Source organism: Bacillus sp. CCNWLW194 (assembly GCF_037120585.1).
Lineage (GTDB): Bacteria > Bacillota > Bacilli > Bacillales > Bacillaceae_G > Bacillus_A > Bacillus_A basilensis.
Window position 1 is genome coordinate 15,063 of the sequence record NZ_JBBBBL010000003.1, and the last position, 21,778, is coordinate 36,840.

The 21,778-nt window shown below is 37.2% G+C and carries 22 protein-coding genes and 1 other annotated feature; of the genes, 3 read left to right on the forward strand and 19 right to left on the reverse strand.

The features are described from left to right. Positions 1-95: 95 nt before the first annotated feature. The 11 genes from V7S50_RS06550 to alaS all read right to left on the reverse strand — a co-directional run bounded on the left by V7S50_RS06550 (position 96) and on the right by alaS (position 11,418). Positions 96-1,850 carry a peptidoglycan D,D-transpeptidase FtsI family protein gene (locus tag V7S50_RS06550; RefSeq protein ID WP_242256447.1) on the reverse strand — a complete coding sequence of 585 codons (1,755 nt, stop codon included), beginning with the start codon at positions 1,848-1,850 and terminating at the stop codon, positions 96-98. A 92-nt stretch (positions 1,851-1,942) separates the two neighbouring features. Then, positions 1,943-2,419, reverse strand: a complete 477-nt coding sequence (greA, locus tag V7S50_RS06555) for a transcription elongation factor GreA (protein ID WP_063222872.1) — start codon at positions 2,417-2,419, stop codon at positions 1,943-1,945. Positions 2,420-2,698: 279 nt separating this feature from the next. After that, positions 2,699-3,337 carry a uridine kinase gene (udk, locus tag V7S50_RS06560; RefSeq protein WP_000537079.1) on the reverse strand — a complete coding sequence of 213 codons (639 nt, stop codon included), beginning with the start codon at positions 3,335-3,337 and terminating at the stop codon, positions 2,699-2,701. A gap of 17 nt (positions 3,338-3,354) precedes the next feature. Further along, positions 3,355-4,635: a peptidase U32 family protein gene (locus tag V7S50_RS06565; RefSeq protein ID WP_000217970.1), complete on the reverse strand. Its 1,281-nt coding sequence runs from the start codon at positions 4,633-4,635 to the stop codon at positions 3,355-3,357. Between the two features lie 18 nt (positions 4,636-4,653). After that, entirely contained in the window at positions 4,654-5,583 is a 930-nt protein-coding gene (locus V7S50_RS06570) for a peptidase U32 family protein (protein WP_063222871.1), read from the reverse strand. A gap of 7 nt (positions 5,584-5,590) precedes the next feature. After that, a complete protein-coding gene (locus tag V7S50_RS06575; RefSeq protein WP_242256445.1) occupies positions 5,591-6,232 on the reverse strand; it encodes an O-methyltransferase in 642 nt (213 codons plus the stop codon). A gap of 202 nt (positions 6,233-6,434) precedes the next feature. After that, a complete protein-coding gene (mltG, locus tag V7S50_RS06580; protein ID WP_242256443.1) occupies positions 6,435-7,505 on the reverse strand; it encodes an endolytic transglycosylase MltG in 1,071 nt (356 codons plus the stop codon). A gap of 219 nt (positions 7,506-7,724) precedes the next feature. Further along, positions 7,725-8,003: a DUF1292 domain-containing protein gene (locus V7S50_RS06585; RefSeq protein WP_000392245.1), complete on the reverse strand. Its 279-nt coding sequence runs from the start codon at positions 8,001-8,003 to the stop codon at positions 7,725-7,727. Between the two features lie 12 nt (positions 8,004-8,015). Beyond that, the gene (gene ruvX, locus V7S50_RS06590) at positions 8,016-8,429 is read right to left on the reverse strand and encodes a Holliday junction resolvase RuvX (RefSeq protein WP_063222868.1); all 414 of its coding nucleotides are present in this window, start codon (positions 8,427-8,429) and stop codon (positions 8,016-8,018) included. A gap of 3 nt (positions 8,430-8,432) precedes the next feature. Beyond that, the gene (locus V7S50_RS06595; RefSeq protein ID WP_000348590.1) at positions 8,433-8,699 is read right to left on the reverse strand and encodes an IreB family regulatory phosphoprotein; all 267 of its coding nucleotides are present in this window, start codon (positions 8,697-8,699) and stop codon (positions 8,433-8,435) included. A 76-nt stretch (positions 8,700-8,775) separates the two neighbouring features. Beyond that, positions 8,776-11,418: an alanine--tRNA ligase gene (gene alaS / locus V7S50_RS06600; RefSeq protein ID WP_060632359.1), complete on the reverse strand. Its 2,643-nt coding sequence runs from the start codon at positions 11,416-11,418 to the stop codon at positions 8,776-8,778. Positions 11,419-11,458: 40 nt separating this feature from the next. Beyond that, positions 11,459-11,678 (reverse strand) — a binding site (T-box leader). A gap of 222 nt (positions 11,679-11,900) precedes the next feature. On the opposite strand from alaS, the gene V7S50_RS06605 reads away from it, so the two are divergent. Beyond that, on the forward strand, positions 11,901-12,245 hold the full coding sequence (locus tag V7S50_RS06605) for a PH domain-containing protein (protein WP_242256441.1): 345 nt from the start codon (positions 11,901-11,903) through the stop codon (positions 12,243-12,245). A 38-nt stretch (positions 12,246-12,283) separates the two neighbouring features. Here V7S50_RS06605 and V7S50_RS06610 read toward each other — a convergent pair whose 3' ends face one another. After that, positions 12,284-13,351: an AI-2E family transporter gene (locus tag V7S50_RS06610; protein WP_063222865.1), complete on the reverse strand. Its 1,068-nt coding sequence runs from the start codon at positions 13,349-13,351 to the stop codon at positions 12,284-12,286. A gap of 176 nt (positions 13,352-13,527) precedes the next feature. Between V7S50_RS06610 and V7S50_RS06615 the strand changes: the two genes are divergently transcribed. Continuing rightward, a complete protein-coding gene (locus tag V7S50_RS06615; RefSeq protein WP_060632362.1) occupies positions 13,528-13,740 on the forward strand; it encodes a hypothetical protein in 213 nt (70 codons plus the stop codon). A 35-nt stretch (positions 13,741-13,775) separates the two neighbouring features. Here the strand turns inward: V7S50_RS06615 and V7S50_RS06620 are convergent, their stop codons facing one another. The 7 genes from V7S50_RS06620 to cymR form a co-directional block, all read right to left on the reverse strand. Then, positions 13,776-13,904, reverse strand: coding sequence for a YrzQ family protein (locus tag V7S50_RS06620; RefSeq protein ID WP_001053553.1), 129 nt, complete (start codon positions 13,902-13,904; stop codon positions 13,776-13,778). Between the two features lie 18 nt (positions 13,905-13,922). Further along, positions 13,923-14,111, reverse strand: a complete 189-nt coding sequence (locus V7S50_RS06625; protein WP_000469281.1) for a hypothetical protein — start codon at positions 14,109-14,111, stop codon at positions 13,923-13,925. A gap of 127 nt (positions 14,112-14,238) precedes the next feature. After that, the gene (recD2, locus tag V7S50_RS06630; protein WP_242256439.1) at positions 14,239-16,575 is read right to left on the reverse strand and encodes an SF1B family DNA helicase RecD2; all 2,337 of its coding nucleotides are present in this window, start codon (positions 16,573-16,575) and stop codon (positions 14,239-14,241) included. Between the two features lie 95 nt (positions 16,576-16,670). Next, positions 16,671-17,330, reverse strand: a complete 660-nt coding sequence (locus tag V7S50_RS06635) for a tetratricopeptide repeat protein (protein WP_242256438.1) — start codon at positions 17,328-17,330, stop codon at positions 16,671-16,673. A 110-nt stretch (positions 17,331-17,440) separates the two neighbouring features. Then, positions 17,441-18,556, reverse strand: a complete 1,116-nt coding sequence (gene mnmA, locus V7S50_RS06640; RefSeq protein ID WP_016135363.1) for a tRNA 2-thiouridine(34) synthase MnmA — start codon at positions 18,554-18,556, stop codon at positions 17,441-17,443. Between the two features lie 16 nt (positions 18,557-18,572). Then, a complete protein-coding gene (locus tag V7S50_RS06645) occupies positions 18,573-19,718 on the reverse strand; it encodes a cysteine desulfurase family protein (protein WP_063222862.1) in 1,146 nt (381 codons plus the stop codon). A 35-nt stretch (positions 19,719-19,753) separates the two neighbouring features. Continuing rightward, positions 19,754-20,170, reverse strand: a complete 417-nt coding sequence (gene cymR / locus V7S50_RS06650; RefSeq protein ID WP_000704116.1) for a cysteine metabolism transcriptional regulator CymR — start codon at positions 20,168-20,170, stop codon at positions 19,754-19,756. Between the two features lie 292 nt (positions 20,171-20,462). On the opposite strand from cymR, the gene V7S50_RS06655 reads away from it, so the two are divergent. Further along, positions 20,463-21,749, forward strand: a complete 1,287-nt coding sequence (locus tag V7S50_RS06655; RefSeq protein ID WP_242256436.1) for a replication-associated recombination protein A — start codon at positions 20,463-20,465, stop codon at positions 21,747-21,749. Positions 21,750-21,778 lie beyond the last annotated feature (29 nt).

Here is a 21,778-nt window from a genome sequence, read left to right on the forward strand (position 1 = left end):
TTTCATACTTGCTATTGTAACATTAAATCTAGAAAGGTTGAACATTTACAATAATATTTTCACGAAATGAAAACATTTCACTATGAATTGCAAGATTACTTTTCATTCTCTAATTGATGGATTGATTCTACAATAGCTTTGAAAATAGGTGTAACTGTATTTACCTTGCTATTCGTTTCTATATCCACGACAACTAAAGCATATCTTGGATTTTCATATGGAAAATAGCCCGCAAACCAACGATTCGCTTTCGTCCCTTTTCCTGTTTGCGCTGTCCCAGATTTTCCGGCAACACTTAGCGGCAATGATTGGAATGCTGCTCCTGTTCCTTTCTCCGTTGTTACAACACCCCTTAATAACTCTTGTAATGTTTTCACTGTTTCATACGAAAGCTGTTTTCCACCTAATGTATGGTCTTCAAATGTATAAAAGTCCGTTCCATTTTTATACATTATTTTTTCAACAGCTTTCACTTCCATCTTTTCTCCGCCTCTAGCAATTGTCGCCATCATATTTGCAATCGCTAGAGGTGACATACGTACATTTTTCTGTCCAATTGCTGTTTGCGCTACCGCTTTTTTACTATTCTTATTTCCTTCATTCCCCCAGATCGTAACACTCTTCTCCTCTGGCATTTGCTCAAAATGAGGTGTATGAAATACAGGACCTTTCCATCCAACCTTATCAGCGGCTCCTAAAGCCGCTACGTAAGTTTCTAACACCATCTTATCCTTTTGTATCAACTCGTTACCTAACTCTGCAAATGTCCTGTTACAGCTTCTAGCAAAGCTCTCTTTAAAACTAAGTGTACCCATCATAACTTGTGGGTGGTCTTCACCATATAAATCTTTACTACAATTAAATGCGCGATTAAAAACATTTTTATTTTGATCAATCACTGCCGCTGCAACTATTGTTTTAAAAACAGAACCGGGAAAATGTGGTGTTAACATTTGATTTTCAAGCGTAGTTTTATATAAATTCTCATCTTTCACCTGTACAGACGGTTTACTGACCATCGCTAAAATTTCATGTTTCTTTACATCAAGTAACACTAATCCCCCCTTCTTTATTTCGCTTGCTTCAACCACTTCTTCTGCTTTTTGCTGTAATTCGTTATGTAAAGTAGTTTGAATCGTCACTGGGTAAAATGGATTTCCAGGCGACGTATATTTCGCTTGTTTCCCAAAAATCGGTTCTCCTTGTCTGTCCACTTGATACAATACTTTTGCCCCTCCATCGGTCAAAAGAAATTCATCAAATGATTGTTGCAATCCTGAAATGCCAATTGGCGTTTGTTTTGAAATTTTTCTTACTTCTCCGTATCGTTTTTGAAATTCCCGTTCATTCTCACCCACATCGCCAATTAAATGATTCATCACGCTAGTTTGCCGTAAACGAACTTCAGCTGCTACAATGCCTAATACATTTAATTGATTCACCTTCTCCATCTGCTCTCTTGCCAAGCGAAATGGTCCATTTCCTCTTTGCATGATAAATGCACTTTTCTTATCTTTCATTTGACTTTCAATCTCTTGTCTCGACATACCAATGATATGCGCAATTTTTTCTAACATGCCATTTTTTATTTGTAGAAATGGAAAAACAATTAACACCGGATACTTTTGCTCACCTATTTCCTTACCGTTTCGGTCTATGAAATGGCCTCGTCCATCATCTACCGTAATGGATTGCGTCCGTTGTGTAACACTTTTTTCAAGTAAATTAATCTTACGATCCGTAAATGATTCCGTATCTGTAATTTGTATTTGAATTAAACGACAAAGTAATATAAACATGATACTTATAAAAAAAATTAAAACAATTGTAATTCTCCGTTTTATTTTCATAAAAAACACCTCGTCTCATGTAGTTTAGACGAGGTGTTTCATCTTTTATACAAATAAAAAAATCACCCGTTTTTACACGAGTGATTTTTACGTTATTTTACAGAGATAATCTCTACTTGCATTTCTCCACCTGGTGTTTGAATTGCTACCTTCTCACCAATTTGCTTACCTAATAAACTTTTTGCGATTGGAGAATCGTTAGAAATTCTTCCTTCAAATGGATCTGCTTCTGCGCTACCTACGATTGTGTAAGCTTCTTCGTCTCCACCTGGTAACTCTTTAAATGTTACTGTTTTACCTAGTGTTACAACTGTAGACTCTTCACCATTGTCTTCAATGATAACCGCATTACGGATCATGTTTTCAAGTTGTGTAATACGTCCTTCTACGAATGCTTGCTCATCTTTCGCTGCATCGTACTCAGAGTTCTCTGAAAGATCTCCAAAGCTACGTGCAATCTTAATGCGCTCTACAACCTCTTTACGTTTTACCGTTTTTAAATCCTCAAGCTCGTTCTCTAGCTTTTGCTTACCCTCTTGCGTCATAGGGTATGTTTTTTCTGTTGCCATATTTTCCACTCCTTTTATATACCAATCCCCCGAAAAAAAAGAGGAGTTCCATATGAAAACTCCCCCACTTATATGTATAGCGGAGGTTTCTAGCACGCATGCACTAGCGGAGTTGTCACATACAACCCCGTATTCCCAATTCTTCTTTATATAAAGAAGATATGTATGGAAAGTTGATATAAATATGCCCTCACCTATATATAGATGAGGTTGCATGTTTCATTGTATTCGATAGGAAGGGAAAAAATCCCTTCCTATCGTATATCTTTTACTATGCTATTACAAATTTACTTTTTGTTCAAGAATTGTTGCAATTTTTGTAACCATAATATCAATTGCAACGTGGTTTTGTCCACCTTCAGGGATAATAATATCCGCAAACTTCTTAGAAGGCTCAATAAATTGATTGTGCATTGGACGTACAACACTTACGTATTGATCAATAACTGAATCCATCGTACGACCGCGCTCTTTAATATCACGCTGCATGCGGCGCAGGATACGAAGATCCGCATCTGTATCAACGAACAGCTTAATGTCCATTAATTCACAAAGGCGTGGGTCTTCTAAAATAAGAATTCCTTCTAAAATGATTACATCTTTCGGCTCAACTGGAATAATTTCTTCTGAACGCGTATGCAATGTATAGTCATATACAGGCTTATCAATTTGCTCATATGCAAGCAACTGCTGCAAATGTTCAATTAACAGATCATTATCAAACGCAAGCGGATGATCATAATTTGTTTTTAAACGCTCTTCCATTGGTAAATGGCTTTGATCTTTGTAATAATAATCTTGCTCTAAGATTAAAATAGAATGACCTTTAAAATGGTCAAAAATCGCTTTCGTTACACTCGTTTTACCTGATCCCGAACCACCAGCAATTCCAATTACAACAGGCTTATTCGTCCCCATTCGACTATCACTCTTTCTTATTGAAGTATGCTTTTGCGCATCATATTATTCACATACACTCGTTGATCCACTTTGAATTTCACGATTTGCAACGGATGTCTCGCTGCATCTAATTCGTTTCCATCCTCATCCCAAATTTTCTCCACCGTCTGCGTAAAGTTTTCTATTTCTGGCCCAAAGAACTCCACTTCATGTCCTGGTTTGAAATGATTACGTTGCTCAATCGTTACGATGCCCGTTTCTTCATTATAATCTAACACTAAACCAGCGAAATCATACGTTGTTTTCTTACTATGATTTCCAAACATTTGCTCTTGATGTCCTGGAACCCCTTCAAAGAATGCAGGAGCTGTATCACGATTTGCACATTTATCAAGCTCATCTAACCATTCTTGTTTAAACTCAAAGTTATCAGGATCCGCACAATATGCATCAATTACTTTACGATATACAGTCGCTACAGTTGCTACGTAATGGATAGATTTCATACGTCCTTCAACTTTTAAGCTATCGATTCCAATTTCAATCATTTTCGGAATTGATAAAATTAAATTTAAATCTTTTGGACTCATCGCAAAGTGAGCATCTTCTTCTTGGAATAGAGGAAGCTCTTTTGCATCTTTATGTTGTGATACCGTTTGAACTAAATCATAGTCCCAGCGGCAAGATTGACAACAACCACCACGGTTAGAGTCACGCGCTGTCATATGGTTACTTAACGTACATCTTCCTGAATATGCGATACACATTGCACCATGGACGAATGCTTCAATTTCAATATCCACTTTTTCTTTAATCTCTTTCATCTCTTCATAGCTTGCTTCACGAGCTAATACAAGACGATGTAAACCTTCTTCTTTCCAATACTGTGCTGCTTTCCAGTTGGATAGTGATTGTTGTGTACTTAAATGCACCTCAACAGAAGGTGCTACACGTTTACACGTCTCAATAATAAGCGGATCAGCAACGATAATTCCCGTTACGCCAGCTTTTTCAATCCCTTTTAAATATTCCTCTAGCCCGTCCATATTTTCATTATGTGCAAAGATATTTGTTGTTACATATATTTTCGCTCCATATTTCTTTGCAAATTCAACACCTTCTGCCATTTCTTCCAGTGTAAAGTTACCTGCATTCGAACGAAGACCAAATTCTTGTCCACCTAAATATACAGCATCTGCCCCATAATGGATAGCTACTTTTAATTTTTCTAAGTTACCCGCAGGGATTAACAGTTCAGGTTTCTTCACAATAACGCGTTTGCCATCGATCACTCGTGAAATTTCTTGTACAGTCATTTCCTACACCCTCCTCGTTTAGTAAACCGTCTCTTTAAAGAAGAATCCTGTATCTAACGGACGATTTACCGGTTGCATTTCCTCTATCTCTTTATATAAATCGTCTTTCACGTCATAATACGCATCACGATCTTCTACACATAAATCAATAGCTTTACGATACTTCTTCGTTACCTCAATAATGTATTCAGAGCTTTTTAGTACACCATCAATTTTTAAGCTATCTACTTCACCATCGATTAGTTCCTCTAATTCATCGATGAAACAAATATCGTTTGGACTCATAATGTGAGTACCATTTTCATCTTCATAAATTGGATATTTATTGTTACGCTCTGGGTCATATAAGAACATATTCTCTTCATATTTTTTCTTTTCAATGTCAAGATTACGTCCTTGATACTCAAAGTAGTTTCCTACTAATGAACGCTTTGATTGGAACATACAAGTCATACCGTGAATTTGCACTTCAAGTTCCACTTCAGCATTTTCTTTTAATTCAACAATTTCATCTAAGCTAAGCTCACGAGCTAATACAGCACGTTTTGCTCCTCTTTGTCCCCAGTAGTTACAAGTAAACCAGTTTGTTGCTGTTGTTTCTGTATTCCAGTGCAATTGCATATTTGGCGCTACTTCGCGGACCGCCATTAATACCGCTGGATCACCGAAAACAATTGCATCTACATGTACTTCATTTAAAAATGCAACATAGTCTGTCAATTCTTCTACTTTATCATTGTGGAACATAGCATTCATTGCTACGTATACTTTTACACCATTTTCATGTGCAATCTTCACAGCTTGTTTCACATCTTCACGTGAAAATTCCCCTGCTAAACGTAAACCAAACTTTTGCTCACCGATCATTACCGCATCTGCTCCTGCTTTCGCAAGAGGTTCGATATCCGCCACTGCTTTTGGCGTTACTAACAATTCAGGTTTTTTCATACCTTGGTCACCCTTTCTTTTTACTAACAGCTACTCCATCACCAATTGGGAGAATCGTTGTATCATATCCTTCATGGTTCATAAGCCATTCATTGTACGTCTTAATACGACGGATTAAACCACGTGTACGTCTGTTTTCAATTTTCTCTTTAGTCGTTACAAGGCCATGGTACATAACATTATCTGAAATAATTACACCACCAGGATTTAATAACGGTTCATATAAGTCAAAAAAGCGACGATATTGTCCTTTTGCTGCATCAATAAAAATAACGTCAAATGTTCCATGTTCTTCTACTTGCTCGCCTGTTTCTAATGCATCACCGTAAATAACGGAAATACGCTCTTTAACTGGTGAACGTTCTATATATTCAAGTGCTTTTTCATATCGCTCGCGATTGCGCTCAACTGTCACAATGCGAGAATTTGGAATAGCTTGCATCATACGAATACTAGAATAGCCAATTGCTGTACCAAGCTCTAAAATGCTTTTCGGTCCAATTAAACGTAAAAATTGCAACATAAATTCCATTCCAAGTCGATCCATAATCGGCACATGATTTTCTTTCGCATAGTCTTCCATTTCAAGAATTAATTTATCTTTTGGATCAATAAATGATAATAGGTACTCGTTAACTGCATCCTCCATAATGGTCCTCCTTATTTACATGGAGAATTGCCTCTATGACGTCTTTTCACACATAGAATGCAATAAAAATACAAGCCAGCTTCACCCTTAGCTTGTACGTCCCGTTTTGATATTAAAAACGATTCTTCTGCCAGTTTTTAACCCGATATATTTTACCACAAAAAAGAGGGATGTGCGACCTTTTTCGCTACCCCTCCCCATTTCACTGTTTTTTCGTAATATATTTTTGCTTTAATGCATTATGCTCTTCCAATGTTTTCGCATAGTACACTTCACCAGTTGGTGCAGCTAAGAAATAATAATAATCTGTTTGCGTAGGCTCTAACGCCGCTTCTACTGAATGTTTACCAGAGTTTGCTATTGGGCCAACCGGCAATCCTTTCACAACATACGTATTGTACGGTGAGTTTATTTTTAAATCTTCGTATAATACACGTTGTTTATGCTTTCCAAGTGCGTATAATACCGTTGGATCAGTTTGCAGTGGCATACCTTTCGCTAAACGATTATAAAAGACACTAGAGATCTTTTGACGATCTGTAAAACCTGTTGCCTCTTCTTCAATAAGTGAAGACAATGTTAAAAGCTGATGAACATCCCAGTTTTTCGCTTTCATTTTTGCCTCGTTTTGAACAATGATTGCATTTGTTTTTTCAAGCATTGGAATTACAATTTCTTCTAACGTTGTATCTTTTTTATAGAAAGAGTACGTCGCAGGATATAAATAACCTTCTAATGGATATTTAATATTGCTATCAAAGATTTTATCCGTTAGTAACTTCGGATACTTTTTCTGCATTTTTTGAATAAATGCTTTATCGTTTAATTGACGTACGACATCATCTTTATTCCACTTTAATTCGTTTGCAACCGTTTCTGCAATTTCGGTTACTTGTGCCCCTTCTTTTATCGTCACTTTATAAAGAGCTGGACGATGTACATTACCAGATGACATTTGTTCTATAACATCTTTTGCATTCATTGAAGAATTTAATAAATATGTACCCGCTTGTAAATTTTTAGATTTAGCCTTTGTATAAAAACTAAAAACTGTACCGTTTTTCACAGCACCTTTTTCTTCTAAAATCTCACCAATTTTACTAGTAGATGATCCCTTTGGAATTTCTACTTCAATCTCTTTTTTATTCCCGCTGTCAACTGGTCCTAATGCGGATGAAATATACGCATAGACTGAACCACAAACTAAAAGCAGTGCAATAATCGAAAATAAAAAAATGCGTCTACGCTTCTTTTTCACTTGATTCTCTACCAAAACTCTTCCTCCTTATTCAATTGTAGGCCATATGTACATATTTCTATACAACACGATACAAAATCACAATAAACTTACCTATCATTTTTGACAGATACTTTATTTTTTCTACAATCCGTCTCATTATACTACAAAGGATTACACAGTTTCGACAAAAAATCTTTCATTTTACATATAAAAAAAGGTGGACTATATGTCGTCCACCTTTTCAATACTTAATTATTCAGCTTCTTGCTCATCAGCTAGAGTGTTGAACATTTCTTGTACCATTTCCCACTCTTCTTCAGATTCGATTGGAAGTAAACTTCCGCCCTCTTCTTCATTTTGCTCATAAGCCATTGCATCATAAATTGGGTCTCCATCTTCGTCTACTTCACCGATTGGAGAAAAGACTACGTATGATTTTTTACCGAATTTTTCAGCATCAAAAGTGAAAATAATTTCACATAAATGTTCGTTACCTTTTTCGTCTACAATTGTAATTTGATTTTCTTCCATTTTGGTCACCTCTTATTTACTATCTAAAAATCCTTGTAAGATTACGACTGCAGCCATCTTATCGATTACTTGCTTTCGCTTCTTACGACTTACATCAGCTGAAATGAGCAGACGTTCCGCTGCCATCGTTGACAAACGCTCGTCCCACATTACAACGTCTAATTGTAACAGCTCTCGTAGGTTTTCTGCAAATTGCTGGCACGCTTCACCACGTGGGCCAATTGTACCATTCATATTTTTAGGTAAACCTACTACTATTTTGTCCACATTGTACTGCTTTACTAACTCAGAAATACGGTCAAAACCAAAATTACCTCTTTCTTCGTTAATTTTAATTGTTTCTAACCCTTGTGCTGTCCAGCCCATTTCGTCGCTAATTGCAACTCCGACTGTTTTTGTACCTACATCTAAACCTAATATCCGCATAAACTACTCCTCACGATGATGTTTCAAGTAAGACTTCACAAGCTCTTCAATTAATTCATCACGTTCAAGCTTGCGAATGATGCTTCGTGCATCTTTATGGCGAGGTATGTATGCTGGGTCTCCACTTAATAAATAACCGACGATTTGGTTAATCGGATTATAGCCTTTTTCTTGAAGTGCATCATACACAGTTAAAAGTACATCATTTACATGGACACTCTGTTTTTCATCTTGAATGCTAAACTTCATTGTTTTATCAAAACCGTCCATTTCAAGCACCTCACTTATATAGTAAGTATAGGGAGAAGAACTTCTCCTCTCCCTACCATTGTACACTACTATCTCTTTATTTTGAAACAGATTTAACGTACTCTTGTACAAATGCTAAAGCTTCCTCAACTTGCGCTGGGTTTTTACCGCCCGCTTGTGCCATATCAGGACGGCCACCACCGCCACCGCCACAACGAGAAGCTACTTCTTTCACAAGTTTACCAGCATGGTATCCTTGGCTAATTAAATCTTTCGTTACGCCAGCTAAGATGTTTACTTTATCATCATTTACAGACGCTAATACGACAACTGCTGATTCTAATTTATTTTTCAGGTCATCCATCATCGTACGTAAGTTGTTCATATCTGCAACATTTACTTTTGCCGCTAATACGTTCACGCCATCAACTGTCATTACTGAATCAGTTAAGTTTCCAGCTTCGATATTGCTTAATTTCGCTGCAAGAGATTCGTTTTCTTTTTGAAGTTGTTTTACTTCAGCAAATAAACCATCTACTCTTGTTAAAATATCTTTCGGATTTGTTTTCATTTTTCCAGCTGCTTCTTTTAATAAACCTACTTGATCGTTCATTAATTCATAAGCAGACTTACCAGTTACCGCCTCAATACGACGAGTTCCTGCACCGATACCAGACTCAGCAACAATTTTGAAAATACCGATAGAAGCTGTGTTATCAACGTGACAACCACCGCAAAGCTCTAAGCTATAATCGCCAACTTGTACAACGCGTACAACATCACCGTATTTTTCACCGAATAATGCCATTGCGCCCATTTCTTTCGCTTCTTCGATTGCTTTTTGAGAAATCTCAACATCAATACTTTCCCAAATTTTCTCGTTTACAATACGCTCAATTTTTTCTAATTCGTCAGCTTGTACTTGACCGAAGTGAGAGAAGTCAAAGCGTAAACGTTCAGAAGTTACAAGAGAACCTGCTTGGTTAACATGCGTTCCAAGAACGTCTTTTAATGCTTGGTGTAGTAAGTGAGTTGCTGTATGGTTTTTCACAACGCTACTACGGTTTTTCGTATCGATAATAGCTTTCACAGCCGCATCTTTCGTTAACGTACCTTCTTCCACAACAACTTTGTGTAAGTTTTGACCATTTGGTGCTTTTTGTACGTCTTTTACAAGAACTTTCACGCCATCAGCAAGAAGGTAACCACGGTCTGCAATTTGTCCGCCGCTCTCAGCATAGAATGGTGTTACATCAAGCATCAATTGTCCTTCTTCGCCAGCTTGTAAGCTGTCTGTGTATTCGCCGTTTTTCACAAGTGCAACAACGTTACTTTCTGTTGCAACTGTACCGTAACCAACGAATTCGCTCGCTACTTTCACTTCTCCAAGGACACCGCCTTGAACTTGCATAGAATCAACGTCTTGACGAGCAGCACGTGCACGCTCACGTTGTTTTTCCATTTCATTTTCAAAGCCTTCTTGATCAACTGTCATACCAGCTTCTTCTGCATATTCTTCTGTTAATTCAATTGGGAAACCGTATGTGTCATATAGACGGAACGCATCTACTCCAGAAATAACAGTTGTTTTTTCTTCTTTTGCTTTTGCGATAACTTCAGCTAAAATTGCTTCACCATCATGAAGTGTTTCGTGGAAACGCTCTTCTTCATTTTTCACAACTTTTGCGATGAAATCTTTCTTCTCAAGTACTTCTGGATAGAAGTCTTTCATTACTTCTCCAACAACCGGTACTAATTCAAACATGAATGGACGGTTGATGTTTAATTTCTTAGAGTAACGAACAGCACGGCGTAATAAACGACGTAATACATAACCACGGCCTTCGTTAGATGGAAGAGCACCGTCACCAACAGCGAATGTGACTGTACGGATATGGTCAGCAATTACTTTAAACGCCATATCTTTTTCTAAGTCACCATTACGATACTTCTCACCAGAGATTGTTTCTGTTGCACCAATCATTGGCATGAACAAGTCTGTGTCAAAGTTTGTAGGCACATCTTGAACGATAGATGTCATACGCTCTAGACCCATCCCTGTATCGATGTTTTTCTTAGGAAGTGGTGTATATGAACCGTCTGGATTATGGTTAAATTGAGAGAATACAAGGTTCCATACTTCTAAGTAACGCTCGTTTTCTCCGCCCGGATATAATTCTGGGTCACTAAAGTCATTACCGTAAGCTTCTCCGCGGTCATAGAAAATCTCCGTATTCGGTCCACTTGGTCCTTCACCGATATCCCAGAAGTTTTCTTCTAAACGGATGATGCGCTCTTTTGGAACACCCATTTTCTCATTCCAAATTGTGAATGCTTCTTCATCTTCTGGATGGATTGTAACTGATAATAATTCTTTATCGAATCCGATCCATTTGTCACTCGTTAAGAATTCCCAAGCCCAAGTAATTGCTTCTTCTTTAAAGTAATCACCGATTGAGAAGTTCCCTAACATTTCAAAGAATGTATGGTGACGAGCTGTTTTCCCTACGTTTTCAATATCGTTTGTACGAATTGATTTTTGAGCATTTGTAATACGTGGATTTTGCGGGATTACGCGTCCATCAAAATATTTTTTTAATGTTGCTACACCACTGTTAATCCATAAAAGAGATGGATCCTCATGTGGAACTAGTGATGCACTAGGTTCTACTGCATGTCCTTTTTCTTGGAAAAAGTCTAAAAACATTTGACGAATTTGTGCGCCTGTTAGTTGTTTCATTGTATTTTCCTCCTTAAATATAAAAAACTCCCGCCCCTATAAAAGGGACGAGAGTTAACTCGCGATACCACCCTAATTATGAATTGATTGTTATAACAATCAATTCATCACCTCATGGTGCCGTAACGTGGCAAGACGGCAGTGATTAGCTGCTCTCAGGATTAGCTTTCTGTTACCCTTCATTTAAAGCTTCTTTCAGCCATGTGGAAGCTTCTCTCTATAAATGGACTGTAACGTACTTGTTCCGTCATTGATTTAATGTATTATATGACTAAATATAATAGAATTCTCTTAAGTTTGTCAATGTAGATAATCATTTATATTATATCAATTGTTTATTAATCATAGCTATTCTACTAGTCATTCTTAACAGCCTTTTCATATATTATGCATGTATTAATAAATTGTACTAATCCTATAAACTTTTCTGAACATTTTATTTTTGTTATAATCAAATTATCAATAATAAAGGAGCGATTATAATGACAACCTTATTGAATAAAGCTAAAAATATGTTAACGACTGATGAAACGATATTATTTTACGCAGCATGTTCATTAGATATATTTATATATCGTTCCGTCGCAAGACCAGGGCTGTTAATTTTAACGAACAAACGACTCTTCTTTTATGGACCAGATGTAAGTAAGAACCCATTATTTGAGGAGTACTCTTTCACAAAAATTTCTAATCTAAAAGAGAAAAAACATCTTTTCAGCAGTCAAATTGTATTTATGTATGATAATGAATGGAAAATAATAAAACATATTCAAACAAATGATGTCAGCTCTCTCGTTCAACAAATACACGAACAGCTCTCTAAATAATGAAAGCCCTCTACTTTTATAAATAGAGGGCTTTCTTATTACACATCTTCTCTTTTCCAAAGAGGTCTCACATGCACAATCACTGTACGAATAACAGCTAAAATCGGAACCGATATTAACAACCCCACAATCCCCGCAACCTCTCCTCCAACTAGTAAGGCAAGCATAATAATAACAGGATGCATGCGAAGCGACTTACCAACAATGTAAGGCGATAAAATGTTACTTTCCAAAAATTGTAAAATAGCAATCGTAATCCCTGCCTTAATGAGTAAACTCGTTGATACAGTTGCTGCAATCATTAATGTCGGGATTGCTCCTAAAATAGGACCAAAGTATGGTATTATATCCGTCACCCCAATAATAATGCCAAGTAATAATGGATATTTCATGCCGATAAACCAAAAAGAAAGAACGGACACTCCCCCTAATACTAAGCAAACAAATAACTGTCCTCGAATATAACTTCCGAGTGACTTATCAATTTCTTTTGCAAGCATTTGTCCCGTACTACGCCATTTACTCGGGACTAGTTTCCAAAAGATATGATAAAACTCACCATAATCTTTTAATATGTAAAATACAATGAACGGTATTAAAAAAATAATGAGCAATGAATCGAGTACACCGCGAGCTGTACTCATCACTTTATTTAAAAGTGCTTGTATTTTTGCTTCTACACCACCAAAAATTTGTTTCACCTTTTCATGAATAAATGATGGAAAATTCGCCGTTTGTTCCGTAACGCCATCCATCCAAGAATCATACATTTTTGTAAACTGCGGAAATTGTTCATTGATTTCTTGTAACTGCTTAATAACGACTGGTGTTCCTTTATAAATTCCATAACCAATTCCGCCAAAGAAAAGGATGTAAATAAGCAAAATAGCGAGTGTGCGCGGCATCCCTTCCTTATGAATTTTTTCAATTAAAGGATGCAATAAATACGCAATAAAACACGCAATAAGAAACGGTGTAATCGCCACTTTAAATACAAAAATAATCGGTGCCCATAGCGGCTTAATCTTTAAAAAGACGAGCAGACAAAGAAATACAAGTAACAATAATCCTAAACGATATATCCAAATGATTTTAAGATTCTTCACACGAAAAACCTCCTCCACCTTTATTTTGAAAATAAATAGGGTAGGTTATGTGCAAAACTTTTAAAATCTTTTCATACCGACCATACTGTTTTGTAAAGACGTACATATACATAACATAACAAGGACAACCACCCCTGAGAATGCAACATGAAACAATATAATCAGGAGGGCTCATAATGGTTTTATTTATGCTCATCTTATCTGCACTTTTTATGATTCTTGAATGGATTTGTATCGGGTTTGGTATTTGGAAAGGTTTCTTTATTCGTTCTTCACGAAAAGAAAGGGCGAAGCAATTATTTCATTACGGCATGCTTGGCGTTGGATGTTACGGCCTATCTTATCTCTTCTCTGAAATTGGACTTTTATATTTGCATACAAGCGCATAAAAAAACTCCCTTATCATGAAGGGAGTTTTTTACGCTTATAAATAAGATTTAATCATCTTACGTGCTTTTTTCATATTACGTTTTGAAAATACATCTTGTTTGCGAGCATATTGATATGCTGCCGCTCCAACACCTAATGCGATTAATGAATTGCGTAGATTCAAAGTAAATCCCCCTTTTCGTTATCCGATCGTTCTTTCGTTTTCATCAAATAAATCATCAAGAGAGCTTAATGAACCATCTTCCTCTACTTGATGCGTATGGATTTTCCCCTTTGAAACCGATAATTCGATATAACAATTCCAGCAATAAAATTGGTTGACACCTATTTTTCCAATGTCTTTCCCTTTGCAATTTGGACAAATAAACATATGGCTTTCATCTCCTTACAGTCTCCCAGATTCTATTCGCCATTATGTCCAAACCGCATTCATTTATACATTGCTGGAGCCTTTCAACGTTATACGTTTGAAAGTTTCACTATATAATCTCACCTTGTTACATGAAATCATACGGTGAAATGTTTTCCACGTCCATTTCTTCACCATTAACTGTTACTATCTGTACTTCTCCTTGTGATTCTTGCAAACGACTGGCTAAAGTCGTTTGACGCATTACATCATCAAGGCGATTTACACCAGACTGGAAAGCGGCTTCCTCCCCGCAAATAATAAGGAACTTCTTACTTCTTGTAATACCAGTATAAATTAAATTACGACGTAACATACGATTGTAACTTTTTACTATCGGCATAATCACAATCGGAAATTCACTACCTTGCGATTTATGAATCGAACAACAATATGCATGTGTAATTTGATTTAAATCCGGCTTTGTATATGTTACCTCAATTCCATCAAATGAAACGATAATCATATCTTGTTGCTCAACGTTCTCTTTCGCATAAAACACCGAAACAATTTCTCCGATATCACCATTAAACACTTGGCTCTCCGGCTGATTAACAAGCTGTAGTACTTTATCGCCTCTTCGATATACAACATCACCGTAAGCAATTTCTTTACTCTTTTCCCTTTTCGGATTAAACACTTCTTGCAACGCTTCGTTTAGTACATTAATACCAGCCGGTCCACGATACATCGGGGCCAACACTTGTACATCTCTTGCGCTAAACCCTTTTGTCTTAGCATTTTCACAAACCTTCTTAACAACCTCAACAATTTGTGCTCCTGTACAGCCAATAAACGAACGATCTTTTTGGTTTTGCGCTAAATCTGGCGGGAGCGTTCCATTTTTTATCGCATGGGCAAGTTGGATAACAGATGAACCTTCCGCTTGACGATAAATCTCAGTAAGCTTTACTGTTGGAACTGCACCTGCATTCAATAAATCTTTCAACACTTGTCCTGGTCCTACAGATGGCAACTGATCTTCATCACCTACAACGATAACTTGAATGTTTGTCGGCAGTGATTTAAACAGCTGATTCGCAAGCCAAATATCAACCATTGAAAATTCATCAATTATGAGCAATTTCCCTTGTACCGGGTCCGTTTCATTACGTTGGAAAGACCCTTCTGGTGTCCAGCCAAGTAAACGATGAATTGTACAAGCTGGAAGACCTGTTGATTCACTCATACGCTTCGCCGCTCTTCCCGTTGGAGCCGTTAATAATATTGGAAATGGATTATCATCACTATATTCATTCGGATTTAACGATAGCCCGTGAAGTGACGCATACATTTCAACAATTCCTTTAATAACTGTTGTTTTCCCTGTTCCTGGTCCACCTGTCAATAACATCATCGGTTTATGAAGTGCCGTTTGAATTGCTTCTTGCTGAAGCGGTGCATACTGAACAGTCAGCTGTTCTTCAATTTCACCTAACGTCTTTAACACTTCAGCTTCAGGAAATGAAGGTGTTTCTTCTTGATTCATAAGCCTCCGAATAGACTTTACAACACCTTTTTCAGAGTAGAATAACGATGCTAAATACACTCGTTCTTCTTCTATTATGACTTTCCCTTCACTTTGCATCATTTCAACGCAGCCTATAATGTCTTCCTCTGTCACTCTTCCTTCTTGGCTGTTTAAAAGTGACATCGTTTCTCTTACAAGTTGATCTTTTCCCATATAAACGTGACCGAGTTGCAGTGAAACATTCTCTAGCGTATAAAAACATCCTGCACGTACACGATCATCGTGATTACCCGATATCCCTAACGCACGTCCTATATCATCTGCTCGTCCAAAGCCAATGCCGTCCACTTCTTCAATAAGTTGATATGGATTATTACGAATCACTTCTAACGTCATCTCTTTATATTGTTGGTAAATCTTAATAGAAAGCTTCGTTCCAAAACCGTAACCATTTAAAAAGCTCATTACTTTCTCTAGCCCTTGATGCTCAACAATTGTCTCATATATTTCCTGCGCTTTTTGTTTGTTGACAACACCACTTAACGCCTCAGGATCATCCATAATTTTAGAAATGGCATGTTCCCCAAGATGGTCCACAATTTTTTCAGCTGTACGCTTTCCGATTCCTTTAAATAAATCACTCGCTAAATATTGCACCATACCTGCTTTTGTTTGCGGTAATTCTTTTTTAAATGTTTCAACTAAATATTGTTTCCCATACTTTGGATGATCCTTAAAATGACCTGTCAATGTAAACATTTCATCTTCATGCATACGGGGAAAATGACCATTTATCATCACTTTTTTTTCGTCGTACGTTTCATTTGTTTCAATGACTTTCATACTGACAACGGAATAGAGGTTTTCTTCGTTGTGGAAAATGGTATGAAGAACTTGCGCTTTTATAAACTTTTTCTCTTCCTCAAACAAATCCATTGCATGTTGATTTCCCATCTTTCCTCTCCTTTCCGATCTTTTCACTTTAATGAACAGTACATCCCCCACCTCTTTAGATGAGGGATAACTACTCATTAAACTATATGTTCATCTTATTCAGCTTCTTGCTCTAATAAACGAACACCATTACCAGCTAAGAAGTGATCTGGCTGAATTTCAGTTGCTTTCTTAAATAAAGCCAGAGCCTTCTCGTTATTTTCTTCAAATACGTACGCAACACCTAAATTATAATACGCATCCGCATGCTCTTCATCCATTTCTAATACCTTTTCAAAATAAGGTTTCGCCTCTTGAATATGTTCTAAACGCGCAAAGCAAAGTCCGCACTGAAACATAGCTTCTACATCGTTTTCATCTAATTCTGTTGCTCTTTGTAAAAATGGCAGTGCAAGACGATCGTTTCCAAGTTGCACATGTGTGATACCTAGCATAAATGTTACATCAGCTGATTGTAATCCAGATTGCATTGCTTGTTCAAATACAGCTTTTGCCTCTGCAAATTGCTCTTGGCCGTAATACACATTTCCTAATCCATAATAAGCAGCTGCAGATTTATCATCTAACTCTAATGCACGTTTATAAAATAAAATTGCTCTTTCACTATCACCTAGTACATCTAATAAGTTCGCAAAATTAATGTATCCAAGTGCATCTTTTGGATTTTCTTCAATTGCTTCTGTAAAATTTTTAGCAGCTTCTTCCCAGTTTCCTTCTTGCATATATTTAATACCTGTTTCAAGTTTGTTTGACATGTCCTTCACCTCTACAACAAATTATAACAAAGAATGTATTTTCCAAGCGAACGAAAATTCGCTTTATGTAAAAGAAACCTCTAACCGCGAATCGGCAGAGGCTTCTCGTTTTATCCTAAATAATCCAATTTCTTACCGCTACGGTATACTTCATCAATTGTAGCACCACCTAAGCACTCATCTCCATCATAGAAAACAACTGCTTGTCCTGGTGTAATTGCACGAATTGGCTCGTCACAAAGAATACGAACTGTATTTTCATCAACGATTTGAACCGTTACTTTATTGTCTTCTTGACGATAACGGAATTTCGCTGTGCACTTAAATTCTTTTTCTTTCGCTTCATTACTTACCCAGCCGATATTCGTAGCAATAACTTCATCACCATATAGAAGTTCGTTATGGAATCCCTGATCAACATATAGAATGTTTTCTTTCAAGTTCTTCCCAACAGCAAACCATGGATCACCGTTACCACCAATACCAAGGCCATGACGCTGTCCAATTGTATAATACATTAAACCGTCATGCTTTCCTTTCACTTCACCAGATAATGTTTGCATCACACCTGGTTGTGCTGGTAAATAGTTACTTAAGAAATCTTTAAAGTTACGCTCACCAATGAAGCAAATACCTGTACTATCTTTCTTCGCCGCTGTCGCTAAACCAGCTTCTTTCGCCATTTCACGAATTTGTGGTTTCTTCAGCTCACCCAGCGGGAACATTGTTTTTGATAATTGCTCTTGGCTTAATTGATTTAAGAAATACGTTTGATCTTTATTGTCATCAACGCCGCGAAGCATTTTATATTCGCCGTCCATATAAGCAACACGTGCATAATGACCTGTCGCTACATAATCAGCACCAAGCGCAATTGCATGCTCTAAAAATGCTTTAAATTTAATTTCTTTATTACACATTACATCTGGGTTTGGTGTACGACCAGCTCGGTATTCATCTAAGAAGTACGTAAATACTTTATCCCAGTATTGTTTTTCAAAGTTTACTGCATAATACGGAATACCAATTTGGTTACACACTTCAATTACATCATTGTAATCTTCGGTTGCTGTGCAGACACCATTCTCATCCGTATCATCCCAGTTTTTCATAAAAATTCCGATTACATCATAACCTTGCTCTTTTAATAAAAGAGCTGCTACAGATGAATCGACGCCACCGGACATCCCGATGACAACGCGTGTTTCGTGAGGTAGTTTGTTCATCATGTCACCTCCCATGCTAATTTTGTGTTAATCGCTTCACGATTTTCACTGTTTCGTACGCCGCTTTCTCAATTTGCTCTTTCGTATTTCCAAGTCCGAAACTAAAGCGTACGGATGAACGTATTTGATCGGAGTCTTTTCCGAACATCGCCACTAATACATGTGATGGATCAATTGAACCAGCTGTACAAGCCGAACCACTTGACACTGCAATGCCAGCTAAGTCTAAGTTCACAAGAAATGGTTCAATGTTCATTCCTGTAAAACTAATATTAAGCACATGTGGTAAGCGATATTCTAAGTTTCCGTTTACCTCGAAAGTAATGTCTTCATTTTTGAAGACAGATACCATTATATCTTTAAACTCTTCATATTGGGCATTTTTTTGCTCACGAGTTTTTTCAGCTAACAAAATTGCTTGCTGTAAACCAACAATACTCGGTACATTTTCAGTACCAGCACGGCGTTTTCTTTCCTGCTCCCCGCCTATTAATAACGGTTCAAATTTCACATTTGCACCAGCGTATAGGAACCCTACACCTTTTGGTCCGTTAATTTTATGAGCTGAAATTGATAATAGATCAATGCCAAACTCTTTCACATCAATTTCTACTAAGCCATAAGCTTGTACCGCATCTGTATGGAAATAAGCTTGATGCTCTTTTAGCAGCTTACCTATTTCCGCTATTGGTTGCATCGTCCCAACTTCATTATTCCCAAACATAACGGATACAAGGATTGTCTCTTCTGTTAATGCCTTTTGTATGTCAGAAACTTGAACGCGTCCTGTTTTATCAACAGGTAAATATGTCACTTCAAATCCTTCACGCTCTAACAATTCACACGTATGCAAAATTGCATGATGTTCAATTTGTGTCGTTATAATATGGTTACCTTTATGACGGTTCGCACGCGCTACACCGATAAGCGCTAAATTATCAGCTTCCGTACCACCGCTCGTAAATATAATTTCATTCGGATTCGCATGAATGCTACGTGCGCATGCGCGTCTCGCCTCATCTACTGCATGGCGCGTTTGACGTCCATAAAAGTGAATACTAGACGGGTTTCCGAATGTTTCTGTCATATATGGAATCATCTTTTCGACCACTTCTGGGTGAGTCGGAGATGTCGCAGCATGATCTAAGTAAATGCGTTCCATTAAATCTCCTTCTTTCCAAATCGTTTCACAAGGAATTAAATGTAAAACATATAGCCCCCGTGATTTTCTTCCTCATAACGTACTAAATCTTCTAACGTTGTACTATCTAACACTTCTTGCACCGCATCACGAACACGCATCCATAATTGGCGTTGTGCTGGCTCTTCTTCTTCTATCATTTCTACAACACTAATCGGACCCTCTAACACACGGATTACATCCCCAGCTGTAATGTTAGCCGGCTGATCTGATAATACATATCCACCATATGCACCACGCGTACTCTTTACAAGACGAGCGTTACGAAGTGGTGAAATTAATTGCTCTAAGTAATGTTCAGATAAATCATGTGCCTGCGCAATTGATTTTAATGAAATTGGACCTTCACCAAATTTTTTTGCAAGATCGATCATAATTGTTAAGCCGTAGCGGCCTTTTGTTGAAATCTTCATCTATTTTGCACCTCTTTTCAAATTTTCACTTCTATTGGTTATATCTTATTTATAAAAGAACACAATTTAAAATCCTATGAAATTATAGCATAATATAGTATTATAAGAAATTTCAACTTGTGTATCAAAATGATAACATAAAATCACATTGAAAAACTCGGAAATTATTACAATTGAAAGAAAAATGAAAATATTCATATTCATATTTCCCACAAAACAGCATCCTATTTCAAATTCCACTAAAAAAAATGATACGATAGAAAGAGATTATACATTAAGGGAGACGGTAAAAATGAAACAACCACTCGCACATCGAATGCGCCCTACAAATATTCAAGAAATTATCGGACAACAACATTTAGTTGGTGAAGGAAAGATTTTATGGCGAATGGTCCAAGCAAATCATTTTCAATCTATAATTTTATACGGCCCTCCAGGCACCGGAAAAACATCAATTGCTAGCGCAATCGCAGGAAGTACCGGTACTCCGTTTCGTCTATTAAACGCTGTTACCCATAATAAAAAAGATATGGAAGTTGTCGTACAAGAAGCGAAAATGCATCGACATCTTGTTTTAATTTTAGATGAAGTGCACCGTCTAGATAAAGCAAAGCAGGACTTTCTATTACCTCATTTAGAAAGTGGGATTCTTACTTTAATTGGTGCAACGACAAGTAATCCATTTCATGCGATAAACTCTGCTATTCGGAGCAGGTGTCAAATTTTCGAGTTACACGCCCTGACAGAAGACGATCTTTTAATTGGCTTAAAACGAGCACTTGAAGATAAAGAAAAAGGTCTTGGGGAATATGATGTAACGGTTACACCTGAAGCATTACATCACTTTGCAAATGCATCAGGCGGAGATATGCGTTCCGCTTATAATGCACTTGAACTAGCTGTATTATCTAGCTTTACAACGGATGACAAAGCTGTGGAAATCACGCTAGAAATCGCAGAAGAATGCTTGCAAAAAAAGAGCTTCGTTCACGATAAAGGTGGAGATGCTCATTATGACGTATTATCGGCATTTCAAAAATCGGTGCGCGGAAGTGATGTAAATGCAGCACTTCATTATTTAGCACGCCTTATTGAAGCAGGTGATTTACAAAGTATTGGTAGACGTCTTCTTATTATGGCATATGAAGATATCGGACTTGCTAGCCCGCAAGCCGGACCACGTACACTAGCAGCTATAGAATCAGCTGAACGGGTTGGATTCCCAGAGGCACGCATACCACTTGCAAATGCCGTTATCGAGCTGTGCCTATCACCAAAATCAAACTCAGCTTATAAAGCACTTGATGCTGCATTACACGATTTACGTAACGGTCAAACAGGCGACATCCCAAGTCATTTAAAAGATAGTCATTACAAAGGCGCAGAATCACTTGGAAGAGGCATTGGATACTTATACCCACACGACCAACCAAATGGCTGGGTACAACAACAATACTTACCTGATAAAATAAAAAACAAACAATATTATAAACCGAAAACGACAGGAAAATTTGAGCAAGCACTTTCTACTGTATATGAAAGATTACAAAGTTCGAATAAAACGAAAAATAAAGGGTAACATAAGCGAAAACGTCACCATTATGGAGG

What these genes read in the sequence shown, in the direction of transcription:
- V7S50_RS06570 (WP_063222871.1), bottom strand. Translation starts at nt 5,583, where the DNA reads ATGAAAAAACCTGAATTGTTAGTAACGCCAAAAGCAGTGGCGGATATC.
- cymR (WP_000704116.1), bottom strand. Translation starts at nt 20,170, where the DNA reads ATGAAGATTTCAACAAAAGGCCGCTACGGCTTAACAATTATGATCGAT.
- V7S50_RS06585 (WP_000392245.1), bottom strand. Translation starts at nt 8,003, where the DNA reads ATGGAAGAAAATCAAATTACAATTGTAGACGAAAAAGGTAACGAACAT.
- alaS (WP_060632359.1), bottom strand. Translation starts at nt 11,418, where the DNA reads ATGAAACAACTAACAGGCGCACAAATTCGTCAAATGTTTTTAGACTTT.
- V7S50_RS06635 (WP_242256438.1), bottom strand. Translation starts at nt 17,330, where the DNA reads ATGTCAAACAAACTTGAAACAGGTATTAAATATATGCAAGAAGGAAAC.
- V7S50_RS06615 (WP_060632362.1), top strand. Translation starts at nt 13,528, where the DNA reads ATGGTTTTATTTATGCTCATCTTATCTGCACTTTTTATGATTCTTGAA.
- greA (WP_063222872.1), bottom strand. Translation starts at nt 2,419, where the DNA reads ATGGCAACAGAAAAAACATACCCTATGACGCAAGAGGGTAAGCAAAAG.
- V7S50_RS06550 (WP_242256447.1), bottom strand. Translation starts at nt 1,850, where the DNA reads ATGAAAATAAAACGGAGAATTACAATTGTTTTAATTTTTTTTATAAGT.
- ruvX (WP_063222868.1), bottom strand. Translation starts at nt 8,429, where the DNA reads ATGCGGATATTAGGTTTAGATGTAGGTACAAAAACAGTCGGAGTTGCA.
- recD2 (WP_242256439.1), bottom strand. Translation starts at nt 16,575, where the DNA reads ATGGGAAATCAACATGCAATGGATTTGTTTGAGGAAGAGAAAAAGTTT.
- V7S50_RS06625 (WP_000469281.1), bottom strand. Translation starts at nt 14,111, where the DNA reads ATGTTTATTTGTCCAAATTGCAAAGGGAAAGACATTGGAAAAATAGGT.
- V7S50_RS06605 (WP_242256441.1), top strand. Translation starts at nt 11,901, where the DNA reads ATGACAACCTTATTGAATAAAGCTAAAAATATGTTAACGACTGATGAA.
- V7S50_RS06565 (WP_000217970.1), bottom strand. Translation starts at nt 4,635, where the DNA reads ATGACTGTACAAGAAATTTCACGAGTGATCGATGGCAAACGCGTTATT.
- V7S50_RS06595 (WP_000348590.1), bottom strand. Translation starts at nt 8,699, where the DNA reads ATGGACGGTTTTGATAAAACAATGAAGTTTAGCATTCAAGATGAAAAA.
- mnmA (WP_016135363.1), bottom strand. Translation starts at nt 18,556, where the DNA reads ATGAACAAACTACCTCACGAAACACGCGTTGTCATCGGGATGTCCGGT.
- udk (WP_000537079.1), bottom strand. Translation starts at nt 3,337, where the DNA reads ATGGGGACGAATAAGCCTGTTGTAATTGGAATTGCTGGTGGTTCGGGA.
- V7S50_RS06645 (WP_063222862.1), bottom strand. Translation starts at nt 19,718, where the DNA reads ATGGAACGCATTTACTTAGATCATGCTGCGACATCTCCGACTCACCCA.
- V7S50_RS06655 (WP_242256436.1), top strand. Translation starts at nt 20,463, where the DNA reads ATGAAACAACCACTCGCACATCGAATGCGCCCTACAAATATTCAAGAA.
- V7S50_RS06575 (WP_242256445.1), bottom strand. Translation starts at nt 6,232, where the DNA reads ATGGAGGATGCAGTTAACGAGTACCTATTATCATTTATTGATCCAAAA.